8 protein-coding genes are annotated in these 12,371 nt (G+C 45.7%); 6 read left to right on the forward strand and 2 right to left on the reverse strand.

The features are described 5' to 3' along the window. Positions 1-347: 347 nt before the first annotated feature. Both gatA and QUB56_RS14020 read left to right on the forward strand, forming a co-directional pair. Positions 348-1,808 carry an Asp-tRNA(Asn)/Glu-tRNA(Gln) amidotransferase subunit GatA gene (gene gatA, locus QUB56_RS14015; protein ID WP_332955878.1) on the forward strand — a complete coding sequence of 487 codons (1,461 nt, stop codon included), beginning with the start codon at positions 348-350 and terminating at the stop codon, positions 1,806-1,808. Positions 1,809-1,929: 121 nt separating this feature from the next. After that, a complete protein-coding gene (locus tag QUB56_RS14020; protein ID WP_332955879.1) occupies positions 1,930-2,916 on the forward strand; it encodes an alpha/beta fold hydrolase in 987 nt (328 codons plus the stop codon). Between the two features lie 104 nt (positions 2,917-3,020). On the opposite strand, the gene QUB56_RS14025 is transcribed toward QUB56_RS14020, so the two are convergent. Beyond that, on the reverse strand, positions 3,021-3,764 hold the full coding sequence (locus tag QUB56_RS14025) for a pentapeptide repeat-containing protein (protein WP_332955880.1): 744 nt from the start codon (positions 3,762-3,764) through the stop codon (positions 3,021-3,023). Between the two features lie 590 nt (positions 3,765-4,354). On the opposite strand from QUB56_RS14025, the gene QUB56_RS14030 reads away from it, so the two are divergent. The 4 genes from QUB56_RS14030 (at position 4,355) to QUB56_RS14045 (ending at position 8,234) form a co-directional block, all read left to right on the forward strand. Beyond that, positions 4,355-5,005 carry an ATP-binding protein gene (locus QUB56_RS14030; protein WP_332955881.1) on the forward strand — a complete coding sequence of 217 codons (651 nt, stop codon included), beginning with the start codon at positions 4,355-4,357 and terminating at the stop codon, positions 5,003-5,005. A gap of 300 nt (positions 5,006-5,305) precedes the next feature. Next, positions 5,306-5,644, forward strand: coding sequence for a DUF3593 domain-containing protein (locus QUB56_RS14035; protein WP_332955883.1), 339 nt, complete (start codon positions 5,306-5,308; stop codon positions 5,642-5,644). Positions 5,645-5,859: 215 nt separating this feature from the next. Further along, the gene (locus tag QUB56_RS14040) at positions 5,860-6,036 is read left to right on the forward strand and encodes a hypothetical protein (protein ID WP_332955884.1); all 177 of its coding nucleotides are present in this window, start codon (positions 5,860-5,862) and stop codon (positions 6,034-6,036) included. A 110-nt stretch (positions 6,037-6,146) separates the two neighbouring features. Further along, the gene (locus tag QUB56_RS14045) at positions 6,147-8,234 is read left to right on the forward strand and encodes a protein kinase domain-containing protein (RefSeq protein ID WP_332955885.1); all 2,088 of its coding nucleotides are present in this window, start codon (positions 6,147-6,149) and stop codon (positions 8,232-8,234) included. Here QUB56_RS14045 and QUB56_RS14050 read toward each other — a convergent pair. Then, entirely contained in the window at positions 8,211-12,065 is a 3,855-nt protein-coding gene (locus tag QUB56_RS14050; protein ID WP_332955887.1) for a DNA polymerase III subunit alpha, read from the reverse strand. The genes QUB56_RS14045 and QUB56_RS14050 overlap by 24 nt on opposite strands. Positions 12,066-12,371 lie beyond the last annotated feature (306 nt).

The raw sequence follows: 12,371 nt of genomic DNA on the forward strand, positions 1-12,371 counted from the left end.
TTATGTGGTTAAGGATACTCCATCGTCACAAAAAGTCGAGTGGCTACCGGATTTGCACTGGGAAATGCACGGCCAGGAAAGAGGGTTGTTGCAGCGGCACTCCTCAATCCAGTTCAAAGGGTATAGGAAATTAAAATAGTCTTCTAATTGCATAGGTGATTTGGGAGTAATAAATAGGGGTTTTTAATGTCTGATTTTAGCATTTAATACGTTCGATCGAAAAAGCCGATCGCGCGATCGAACTTTCGCCACAAAAATAGCGGACTTTGCCTTCGGGCTGTAAGCAGGTACAATTGCCAGTTATATTTACTGTATTGTCTCAAAGTAGAAATGATAAAGGTACGAGCATGCCATCTATCCGCGAGTTGCACCGACAACTGGTCAATAAAGAACGCTCTGCTGTGGAAATTGCTCAAGAAGCATTAGACCGAATTACCCAGCTAGAGCCGAAGTTGAAAAGCTTTCTGTGCGTGACAGCAGACAGCGCATTGGCGCAGGCCCACAAAGTGGATGCCCAAATCGCAGCAGGCGAGCAAATAGGGCTGTTGGCCGGCATCCCGATCGCCGTTAAAGACAATATGTGTACCAATGGCATTCCCACAACCTGCGCCTCTCGGATTTTGGAGAATTTTGTGCCTCCCTACGATGCAACCGTCGTCTCGAAACTCCAAGCAGCCGGTGCGGTGATTGTGGGTAAGGCGAATATGGACGAGTTTGCAATGGGGAGCTCGACGGAAACTTCTGCTTATCAAGTTACCGCGAATCCTTGGGACTTGGAGCGCGTGCCCGGAGGGTCTTCAGGCGGTTCTGCAGCAGCCGTAGCCTCGGGAGAATGTGTCGTGAGTTTGGGTTCGGATACTGGGGGATCAATCCGCCAACCTGCTGCTTTTTGCGGTTTGGTGGGGCTGAAACCGACTTATGGGTTGGTTTCTCGCTACGGTTTGGTGGCCTATGCTTCTTCTCTCGATCAAATCGGGCCCTTTGGTCGGAGTGTTGAGGATGCGGCGATTTTGTTGGGGGCGATCGCCGGTTACGATCCGAGAGATTCCACGAGTCTTAATGTCCCAATTCCTGACTACGCCCAAGCTTTAAGACCCAGTTTGCGACCGAAGGGTCAGATGAGAATTGGTGTAATTAAAGAAACTTTTGGTGTAGGGTTGGACTCGGCGGTTAAAGACGCTGTTACTAAGGCGATCGAGCAATTTCAACAATTGGGCGCAGAAATTCAAGTCATTTCTTGTCCCCGGTTCCGCTACGGTTTGCCCACTTACTACATCATTGCTCCCTCGGAAGCTTCGGCAAATTTGGCGCGATATGATGGAGTCAAGTACGGTTTCCGGTCTCCCGACCCCGATAATCTGTTGGATATGTATGCCAAAACTCGCTCTCAAGGGTTCGGTGCGGAAGTTAAACGCCGGATTGCGATCGGCACTTACGTATTGTCGGCTGGATATTACGATGCCTATTATCTAAAAGCTCAAAAAGTTCGGACTTTAATTAAAGAAGACTTTGAAAAAGCTTTTTCTCAAGTTGATGTTTTAGTCTGTCCCACTGCTCCTACTACCGCATTTAAGGCAGGCGAAAAATTTAATGACCCCCTGAGTATGTATTTGTCAGATTTGATGACTATTCCGGTGAATCTTGCTGGTTTGCCAGCTTTGAGTTTGCCCTGCGGATTTGATGATAAAGGAATGCCAGTGGGCATACAACTGATTGGTAATCTTTTGCAAGAATCTCGGCTGTTTCAAGTGGCCCACGCTTACGAACAGTCTACGAATTGGCACTTGCACTACCCAGAATTGGATTAATTTTTGAAAATCGGCGGAATGCTGCGGCGGAAGTTAGTAATTGATCTTGGCTAATTGTCTGAATTAATCATTTGCCCTTAGCTGTTGACCGATATCTAATTTCCCGCGTGCTCTATTTTCTATGAACAAGTTGCTGGTATTCCTTTTGTCTAAATCGCTAATAGCTTTTGGGATAGTTTTGGCCGTGGCTTATTCTGCTGCTTGTGTATACCTATTTGTAGCGCAAGGTAAGTTTATCTTTTTTCCCGCGCGGGCGATCGAAATTACGCCAGATGATTTTCAGTTGAAATATCAAGATGTTTGGCTGCCAATTCCAACTAAAACAGGCGCGGCAGAAAGCGTCCACGGGTGGTGGATTCCTGCCTCGGAAACCCCCCCCAGCCCCCCCGCAGCTCGGGGGGGAGCAAGAAAGGGAGAGAGGGTTCTGGCTACGCCCCAAAGTCACAGACGGACCGTCGCTTCGGTTCGGGCCCTTAACAAGGGGGGGTTAGGCGGGGTAGTTTTGTACCTGCACGGCAATGGTTCAAATGTGGGAGCAAATGTCGAACACGCTAATCGATTTCATCGGTTAGGTTTGTCGGTATTTACGATCGATTATCGCGGTTATGGAAAAAGCCAGGGCGATTTTCCGAGTGAATCTCAGGTTTATGAGGATGCTCAAGTTGCTTGGGATTATTTGGTGAAACAGCGGGGGGTTAACCCGCATCAAATTTATATCTACGGTCATTCTTTGGGAGGCGCGATCGCGATCGATCTGGCAGTGCGCCACCCGGAGGCGGCCGGGTTAATTGTAGAAGGATCTTTTACTTCGACGCGGGCGATGGTGGATTTCCAAAAAGGGCTGTTTTGGCTGTTTCCGATAGATTGGTTGCTGACGCAGCGGTTTGATTCTCTTTCAAAAGTCGATCGCCTGCAAATGCCCGTGCTCTTTATTCACGGAACTGCTGACAATGTAGTTCCAGTGGAAATGAGCAAAAAACTTTTTGATGCAGCACCTGAACCCAAACAGCTTTACATAGTTCCTGATGGAGGTCACAATAATTTGGCACAGATCGGGGGTGCAGAATATCTGCAAATAGTGAGCCAATTTTTAGGTTCTTCAAAGTAGATAAAAGCTGTTAGCGGTAACAGGTTCAGTTTGATATCTGTACCGCCAGATCGCACTTCTAACACTACATATCTGAATCACAGCAGTAATCACGATGATACCGCTTAGTTGAACCTTAACACATTCAGCCACCAGTCATTCAAGGCATAGCAATAATTGCAGTAATTGTTCGTGTTTATCGCTTGTTCTTTCTTAACTTCGCAGCCTCGCCGAGATATTTTTCGATCCGGCATCCTGGCGCCGCAGAGATTGGCATCTGTAAGATTAGTTTTGTTCAATCTCGCATCGCTCAAGTCGGCTGCTCTGAGGTCTGCACCGCGGAGATTTGCACCGCTTAAATCGGCTTCTTGGAGGTTTGCACCGCGGAGATTTGCACCGCTTAAATCGGCTGTTCTCAAGTCGGTTCTACTTAGTTTGGCGGCGCTCAAATTACTGCATTTTAAGTTAGCCAACAAGAGGGATGCGTCTCGAAGAGAACTCTCGCTGAGGTTGGCATTTTCTAAGTTGGCTCCCCTGATGTCGGCCCTGCTCATGTCGGCTTTGCTGAGGTCGGCGTCAGCCAAAAAGGCGTTTCTCATGTTGGCGTTGTTTAAATTAGCTTCCATTAAGTCAGCCGCAGTCAAGTCGGCATCAACTAAGTCGGCCCTGCTGAGAGTGGCGCGGCTCAAGGAAGCGCCAAACAAATCTGCACGGCTCAAGGAAGCGCCAAATAAGTCGCATCCGGGACATCCTCTTGTTTCTAGCAGTCGCTTGACTAGAGACAGATTTTGAGCTGGTAAGGGAAGTGCGGCGCAAAATGGGAGTAGCAGTATCGCTGCAGTCAGAATTTTCAGTTTGATTTTGGTCATAGTCTTGGTAAGTCCTCTAACTGCCTTTCATCACCGATTTGTCTGCGGGACATACGCGCGGGGGACCAAAAACCCGGTTTCCTCGTTAATTCCTCGCGGTCAAACCCAATATTCTTAGCAGAAACCGGGTTGTTGGCGCAAGTCCTAGTCTAGTGCATTGACGCGGCTCGGCGGTGTAAGGTGCGATCGCGCTCGCGAGCGCGGATCTTACTTACGCCTTTGGGATGACAGCGCCCACTTCCCGCCTCCCGAACAGCTTCCAACCGCCGTCACAAGGCGCTGAATGCCAGGGATTCTGGAGCTGGTGACGGCAAGCGACAAGTGGCTGACCCGACAGCGGATAAGTATTTGTACTCAGTGGCGTTGGATTGTGCTGCGTAGGGCGTGAGTTCTCCGTACAGGCGATCGGTAAATAAGCCAATTGGCTTAGACTCTTAAGACATATTGCTGATGCGCTGCCTTCTGTAAAAAAGATAGCATTTTGTGTGATCCCCGAAATAATACCGAGCACACAAGTATAAAACAAATACCACGTGTCTCGGCGGGTGGGAAAATAGGGTAAAGCTAATAGTTTCAGACGAGGAAAATAGATGTTAAACAGCATAGATCAACTTGCAGAAGGCGGCCGCGGGCTCAAACTCATGTGGCAAATTGCAGACGAGCTAAGTTACACCCGGACTCTCGACGGTCGAAACTGTTTGTGGCTGAGGAAAAGTTACGAAGTAGAAGGTCGCGAGCGGTCGCAAAATATAAAAAAAGCTAGCCTTTTAGATGGGTTAATGAAGTTCTTAAACACCTGGGATTGGCAGAATAAAACACAGCAGGAACAAGAACTGCATGAAAGTTATGTTCAACATATTAGCCTGCAAGTCAACACAGATCTGAATGCTTTAACTATAGTTTTAGAATGGTTTGAGCAGTTGAAAAATTTATCTATCCCTAATGAGGTTTGGTGGAAGTTTCAGTTAGCTTTGGCTGAAGGTTTCACTAATGCAGTTCGCCACGCTCACAAAAATCTGCCAGTAGAAACTCCTGTTCAACTGGAAATTATGGTGTGTAACGGGCGGTTGGAACTCAAAGTTTGGGATTGTGGCCCGTATTTTGATTTTGATGCGAAGCTGAAGGAAACTCTCGCAGCAGATAGAAAACCCTGCTTGGATTTAGAGGTTTTGGACCATGCTTGCTTGATGCCTAGCAGACCGAAAACTTTGGAACTGTCTCAGTTTATAATTGCTGGGTAGCTTTGGAGTGAGAGACAATTAACAGGCTGGCACAGTTGAAAATAATGTGTTATGCTAAAAACGGTGTTAGGGGACGAGTGACGGGTGTTGTCTTCACGTGCGTGAAGGGTTTTGAATACTGGCGACCTGCCGCGGCTTTGCTTAAAAGCTAGGGGCTTAGGTGAGTCTCTAGCGGTTGGAGAGCAACCAGTGGCTCTGTGGAATTAAACATGAAAAACTCAACATTAAAAGTTAAAAATTATTCACACTTATTGGGGATTTTTTAATTTATCATAGTATCTGGTTGCTCACCAATTACTAATGATTTCCAAAGAAACTTTATTTGTTCTGTCTCTATTTCCCTACTTGGGATTTCTCTGGTTTTTGACTCGCTCGGGAAAAACACCCCATTTAGCTCTGATGGGCTTTTACGGGACTCTCGTTTTTGTGGCTGTGACTATTCCCGCCGCAATTTACGCAAAAGTTGCCTACAACGAGTCGCTAGCAAATGTCGATTGGCTGCATGGTTCTGCGGAATTCTTCTTAACACTTGCCAATATTTTAGTAGTTTTAGGCTTTAGGGAAGCAGTGATTAAAGCCAAAGCATCCTCACAGAATGGCGGCGGGGAGCAAGAGTGTCTTTTAGACGGGGGAGAATAGCCGGGACCATCTCAGTTTTGTATTTGCTCTCCCTGCGAGCGTCCCGCTCGCTATATGTATATATGATATATAGCGAGCGGGACGCTCGCACTCCTAAAAAATGCTTTTTGCTCTCCGCAGAAATGGTCCCGAATAGCCTCCGTTAACAGTTAACTGTTGAGATACCAGTTTGTGAGCCGCCAAGAAAGCAAAATTTTAGAAAAGCATTAGAATATATGGAAACTCATATCAAATCCGTTAGCATCGGAATAGTAAATTCGAGTTCACAGTCAACAGTCAACAGTCAACATCATTCCGGTGTAACCGGAAATGATATCACCTCAAGCACTTCTAGTGTCATCACCTTGATTTTTTGCCACTGGCTCAACCTGAGAGCCGAGAGTTTGGGTTAAGAAACCCGGTTTCTCAGCTATTATCGAGAATGGTACTCTGGGCGTGAGTTGAAACATACTAGCATCTTGCTAAGTTTAGCTGTGGTGGGAATCTCCAGGCCGGAAAAAAGATGAGCTATTGCCTCAATCCCCATTGCCAAAAGCCGCAGAATCCTGACTCAACCAAGTTTTGTCTGGCGTGCGGCTCTAAATTGCTACTGAAAGAGCGTTATCGCGCCCTTCAACCTATCGGTGAAGGAACATTTGGCAGAACTTTTTTAGCTGTCGATGAAGATAGGTTGGAAACTCGCTGCGCCATCAAACAATTTTTCCCCCAAGTTCAAGAAAAGGCAGAATTAGAAAAGGCAACTGCTCTCTTTAAACAAGAAGCTCACCGGCTGCACGAACTCGGAGCACACCCGCAGATTCCAAGTTTACTGGCTTCTTTTGAACAAGCCAAACGTCTGTATCTTGTGGAAGAGTTAATCGAGGGAAATAATTTGTTTCAGGAGTTGCAGCAGCGGGGAGCTTTTAGCGAAGAACAGATTTGGGAATTGTTGATCAATTTGTTGCCTGTTTTGCAATTTGTTCACGAGCAGCAGGTGATTCATCGGGATATTAAGCCGGAAAATATTCTGCGGAGAACTGCCCAAAACTTGGGGGCGGCGGCGGGGTATGGCAGCTCGACTCCTGGTAAAGGAAAAGGAGGGGCCTCTTTACCTCAATCTTCTGGTGGTATACAAGGGATAATTGTGCCTGAATCTCCTGCTGTACAGGGTTCGGCGAGGGGGGGTCAGTTTGTGCTAGTAGATTTTGGAGTTGCTAAGCACATTAGCGGCTTTTCTGAGGCGCAAACTGGGACGATAACTGGAACTGCTGGCTATGCGCCTATCGAACAAATTCGCAGCGGCAAAGCCTATCCGGCGAGCGACCTTTACAGTTTGGGCGTTACCTGCATTCACCTGCTAACTGGGGCGGTTTTGAAGGATTTGTTCGATGCTTTGGAATGCAAATGGATTTGGCGATCGCACCTGGCGCAAAAGGGCATAAAAGTCAGCCCAAAATTAGCAACTATTTTGAATAAATTGCTCAAAGATTCGGTAAGAGAGCGATATCAATCCGCTACTGAAGTGTTGCAAGACTTGGTAAAGGTTGGGCAGTATCCCCGCTCTCAAATCAGTTATAATTCTACCAAAATAGCTATTAATTCGCCAGTAACTAACTCGCAGCCAAATACAGCAACCGCCGTCTGGGCCGCGCCGCGCCACAAGATTCATGTGGCGCCATCCCCTAGCAATTCGACATTATTGTCGTCTAATAACTGGCGGTGCGATCGCATTCTCCACGGCCATTCAGCCTCGGTTAATGCTGTTGTTATTAATCCTCAAGGCAATATTCTCGCTAGCGCCAGCGATGATAAAACAATTAAGCTGTGGGACCTGCAAACAGGTGAATTCATCCATACTTTTTTCGGTCATTCCGCAACGGTTGATGCTGTGGCAATCAGCCCAGACGGGAGAATGCTAGTTAGCGGCAGTTTTGACAGAAAAGTCATTGAGTGGAAGCTGGATAAAAAGGCGATGATTCGCGAATTTTATAGCGATTTTGGTTCGCCGTACAGTCACCGATACGGCCCCGTGTACTCGGTGGCTTTTAGTTGCGACTCGGGAGCGATCGCGAGTGGCAGCGGCGACAAGAGTATTAAATTGTGGAACCAGCGCAACGGAGCATTGGTTCAAAAACTTTCTGGACATTCTGACAAGGTTTTATCTGTTAGTTTTCGCCCTCAAAGTATGATGTTTGCCAGCGGCAGTGCTGACACAACTATCAAGATTTGGCGTGTAGGTATTGCGGAGAGTGTACGGACTTTTTTCGGTCATTCAGATTGGGTTTATGCGATCGCATTTAGTCAAGACGGCAAGATGATTGTCAGTGGAAGTGCCGACGCTACTGTTAAATTGTGGAATGCCGATACAGGCGAATTGATTAATACTTTGAGGGGGCATTCTGATGCGGTTATTTCGGTGGCGATGAGTCCGGATCGCTTGATTGTGGCTAGCGGCAGTCGAGACGGTACGGTTAAACTCTGGAACCTGGAAACAGGAGAATGTTTGTGCTCTCTTGCTGGGTGCAATCCGGTGGCTTTTAGTCCTGACGGTCAAACTTTAGTCACCGGTGGGGATGGCGGCGAAGTGTTAATTTGGCGGGCGTCTGTTTAATTGGGCGAAATAACTGAGATACTGGTGAAGGCGATCGGTGTCAGTATCCAGTAAACTACTAGCCCAAGAATGCAAATTAAGTTGCGATCGCATTTCTCGAAACACCGCAGCATCCCCGCGATTGTCTAGAGGAAAAACCCCAGCATCAAATTTAGCCGACTTGAGACGGCTAACAGTTTCCTCGCCATCTTGCACCCACAATTTACGGTTAATGCGAAAGGGTTGACAGGAATATTCACCGACAACAATTCCCCCCACAGAAACGCTACCATCTTCTCCCCCATTGGAAAGTTCTTGCAAAATAGCTTTGAGAGAATTGAGTTTTTCCCCGTTTTGTACTTGCTGCGGTGTCAGCTTGACAATCACCATTTCTAAAACTTCCACAGGTTTTGTCGATCGTAGAATGTTGACTGGTTCCGCGGGGCAAGGGTTTTTTATTTCCGGTTGGGCCGTCTCGATTTCCTCCGTCTCGATTTCTTCTGCAACCTGTACTGTTTCAACTGGCTTTGCAGTGTCTACAAGTATCTGAATTTCCTCCCCATCTTTCTCGATTTTTCCACCAATCTGTAAGATAGCATTCTCTACAATGTAAGGTTTCACTTCTTCGTAAGCCTTGGGGAACACAACAGCTTTTATTTGACGTGTCAAATCTTCTAATTGCAAAATTGCCATCGCATCGCCTTTTTTTGTCACTACAACTTTGATAGCGCTGAGCATGACAATAACTGATACTTTCCCCTTTTTATCTGCTAACTGTTCGAGAGTCACAACATCCGGGTCTTGGTTTACTTGCATGAGAAACTTTAGGGGATGTTCTGATACATAAAAGCCCAGCAATTCTTTTTCTAAACGCAATTTCTCCTGTTTGTCATAATCTTTTACCAATTTAGCTTTTGGCGCCGACTCATAGGTATTGACCGACTTACCAAAGCTATTCGTACCTAACAAATCAAAGAGATTACCTTGCCCGCTTTCTCGATCTCTTTTGCGCTCCCCGGCCCATTTCATCACCCCTTCCAGGTCCTGTACTAATTGCTTGCGGTTTTTGTCAATTTTATCAAAAGCACCGCATTGAATTAAAGCTTCTAGAGCGCGGCGGTTGACAGAATGGAGATTTACGCGATCGCACAAATCCGGCAGCGATTTAAACTTACCCCCTTCCTTCCGCGCCGCCAAAATATTTTCTATTGCCGCTTCTCCCACATTTTTAACCGCCGAAACCCCAAACAAAATTTTATCTTTTGCACCTCCAGTCATCTCTTTAGGCAGCGGTGTAAAAGTAAGTTCAGAGCTATTAATATCCGGCGGCTCAACCTCAATACCCAGCTTGAGACAATTGGCAATATATTTCTGTACTTTATCCTGATCGCCGCTGTTAGCAGTCAGCAGTGCGGCCATGTATTCTACAGGATAATTCGCCTTTAAATAAGCCGTTTGATACGTGATATAGGCATAGGCCATTGAATGGGATTTATTAAAACAATATTCCGCGAATTGCAGCATCTGCGCGAACAACTTTTCTGCTATTCTTTGGCTAACTCCATTCTTAGTTGCCCCATCGATAAACGTTTCCTTTTGCTTCTGCATTTCATCAGCTTTCTTCTTGCCCATTGCGCGCCGCAGCAAGTCAGCTTGACCCAAAGAATAGCCCGCCAAATCTTGAGCCATCCGCATAATTTGCTCTTGAAAGCAAAGCGTTCCGTAAGTCTCTTTTAAAATCGGCTCTAATAGCGGATGATCGTACTCAACTGCTTTACCGTGCTTGCAGTCAATAAACTGAGGAATCAAACCTGCATCCAGCGGGCCGGGTCGGTAAAGTGCCAAAATAGAAGAAATATCATCCAGACAAGAAGGTTTGATTTTTTTTACTACATCCAGCATCCCGGAAGATTCCAACTGAAAAATACCTTCTAAATCTCCTTTTTCTAAAAGTTTATAAGTTTTGGCTACATCAGCGGGCAACTTTTTGATTCTAGTAAATGTATCTTGAGCTTTGCGTTCCATATCAGAAGGCAGGGCTTCGGCATCGATGGTTATATCTTGGGTTTGCTTAACATATTCAACGGTTTTCTGGAGCGTTGTTAAATTCTTCAATCCCAAAAAGTCCATTTTCAGCAGCCCCAAAAATTCCAAATCTTCCATGAAATATTGGGTAATCACAGCACCCTCATTATTCTTTTGCAGCGGTACAAGTTCATCCAACGGCTCTGAAGAAATTACCACGCCTGCTGCGTGAACCCCATAGGTTTTGTTGGTTCCCTCAATACGAATTGCCATGTCAATCCACTGACGAACTGGGACTTCTGTCCCTGTTTCTTCATTAATGCAAATTGTATTTTCATAGTTGTCTTTAAATTCCTGTGCAGGTGTGTCATCGGAAATCATCACTTTTAGTTTTTCCGGTTTTCCCCGAGACACGGGAATGAATTTTGCCATTTCGTCTGCTTTTTTGTAGGGAATACCTAACACTCTGGCAACATCTTTCAAGACTGCTTTTGATGTCATTCTGTTGAAAGTAATAATTTGCGCTACGCGGTCTGTACCATATTTATCAGTAACGTATTTAATCATGTCGTCCCGTCTTTCTATGCAGAAATCGCTATCAATATCTGGCATAGATTTGCGTTCTGGATTGAGAAATCGCTCGAATAGTAGTCCGTGGTGTACGGGGTCTATATTGGTGATTTTGAGGACGTAGGCAACTAGAGAGCCTGCGGCAGATCCGCGTCCTGGACCTACGGGAATATTGTTATCTCTAGCATATTTTATGTAGTCCCACACTACTAAAAAGTATTCTGAAAATCCCATCTGCTGAAGCATTTTTAGCTCGTATTCTAGCCTTTGTTTGTAGACGGGGGGGATTTCATTTCTGGTGCGGGCTTTCAGCCGTTCTAATAGTCCTAGCCATGATATTTCTTCTACATAAGTATCGGCTGTATGTTCTGGAGGAATTGGGATTGTGGGAATCCGAGCTTCTCCTGTGAGCTCGTATCTCGATACTTTATTTGCGACTTCTAAGGTGGTGTCGATCGCCTCTTTGATTGTTTCATCATCCAAATGGTCTCGAAACAGTTGCGCCATCTCCTCTGCCGACTTAAGATATTCAGTGCCGCTGTAGCGCATCCTCTTGTCTTCTTCAATCAGTTTATTGGTGTTAATGCACAGCAAAGCATCGTGAGCTTCTACGTCGTTGCAGGAAATATAGTGAGAATCATTTGTTGCAACTATTTTAATGTTAAGTTCGCGGGCAATTTTGACTATTTCAACATTAACAATCCGGTCTTCTTGGGAACCGTGGTCTTGAATTTCTAAATAATAATCTTCCCCAAATACTTCTTTATACCATATAGCTACTTCACGGGCCACATCTAACTTGCCTTGCAGAATCATTTGGGGAACTTCGCCGCCCAAACAAGCACTGGTAACAATTAAACCTTCGGAGTATTGTTTTAGTAGTTCTTTGTTGATGCAGGGGCGGGCAAAAATACCTTTTTCTGGCATTCCCTTTAAGTGGGAAATTGTGGTTAGTTTGACGAGGTTTTTATAACCTTGGGTATTTTTAGCTAAAACAACTTGATGGTATTTTTTTCTACCTCGAACTTTTACTTCAATGTCGCCGTTGACGACATACATTTCATTGCCAATAATCGGCTTGATATTTTTATTTCGGCAAACTTTGATTAGCTCGATCGCCCCGTACATCACCCCGTGGTCTGTAAGGGCGATCGCGGGCATCCCCAATTCCACCGCCCGTTCTGCGAGCTGTTGTAGCTGAGACGCCCCGTCCAGCAGGCTATAATCGCTGTGAATGTGCAAACCAACGAAGGACATAGGGATTTTAGATTTTAGATTTTAGATTTTAGATTTTAGATTCTACACCATTGGCCTGTCAAAGCGTCAAATAAAAAACAAAGCTTTATATCACTTTTGAGCTGGTTTAAGTTCGGGGGTGTGATGTAGCAGCGCATCAGTTCGCCACCCTCAGAAAGGACATAAGGATTTTAGATTTTAGATTTTAGATTTTAGATTTTAGATTTTAGATTCTACACCATTTGCGCGCCAAAGCGTCAAATAAAAAACAAAGCTTTATATCACTTTTGAGCTGGTTTAAGTTCGGGGGTGTGATGTAGCAGCGCA

The organism is Microcoleus sp. AR_TQ3_B6 (assembly GCF_036702785.1).
Taxonomy (GTDB): domain Bacteria; phylum Cyanobacteriota; class Cyanobacteriia; order Cyanobacteriales; family Microcoleaceae; genus Microcoleus.

Coding starts and splice junctions, on each gene's coding strand:
- QUB56_RS14035 (WP_332955883.1), top strand. CDS start 5,306: ATGATTTCCAAAGAAACTTTATTTGTTCTGTCTCTATTTCCCTACTTG.
- QUB56_RS14040 (WP_332955884.1), top strand. CDS start 5,860: ATGGAAACTCATATCAAATCCGTTAGCATCGGAATAGTAAATTCGAGT.
- QUB56_RS14045 (WP_332955885.1), top strand. CDS start 6,147: ATGAGCTATTGCCTCAATCCCCATTGCCAAAAGCCGCAGAATCCTGAC.
- gatA (WP_332955878.1), top strand. CDS start 348: ATGCCATCTATCCGCGAGTTGCACCGACAACTGGTCAATAAAGAACGC.
- QUB56_RS14030 (WP_332955881.1), top strand. CDS start 4,355: ATGTTAAACAGCATAGATCAACTTGCAGAAGGCGGCCGCGGGCTCAAA.
- QUB56_RS14050 (WP_332955887.1), bottom strand. CDS start 12,065: ATGTCCTTCGTTGGTTTGCACATTCACAGCGATTATAGCCTGCTGGAC.
- QUB56_RS14025 (WP_332955880.1), bottom strand. CDS start 3,764: ATGACCAAAATCAAACTGAAAATTCTGACTGCAGCGATACTGCTACTC.
- QUB56_RS14020 (WP_332955879.1), top strand. CDS start 1,930: ATGAACAAGTTGCTGGTATTCCTTTTGTCTAAATCGCTAATAGCTTTT.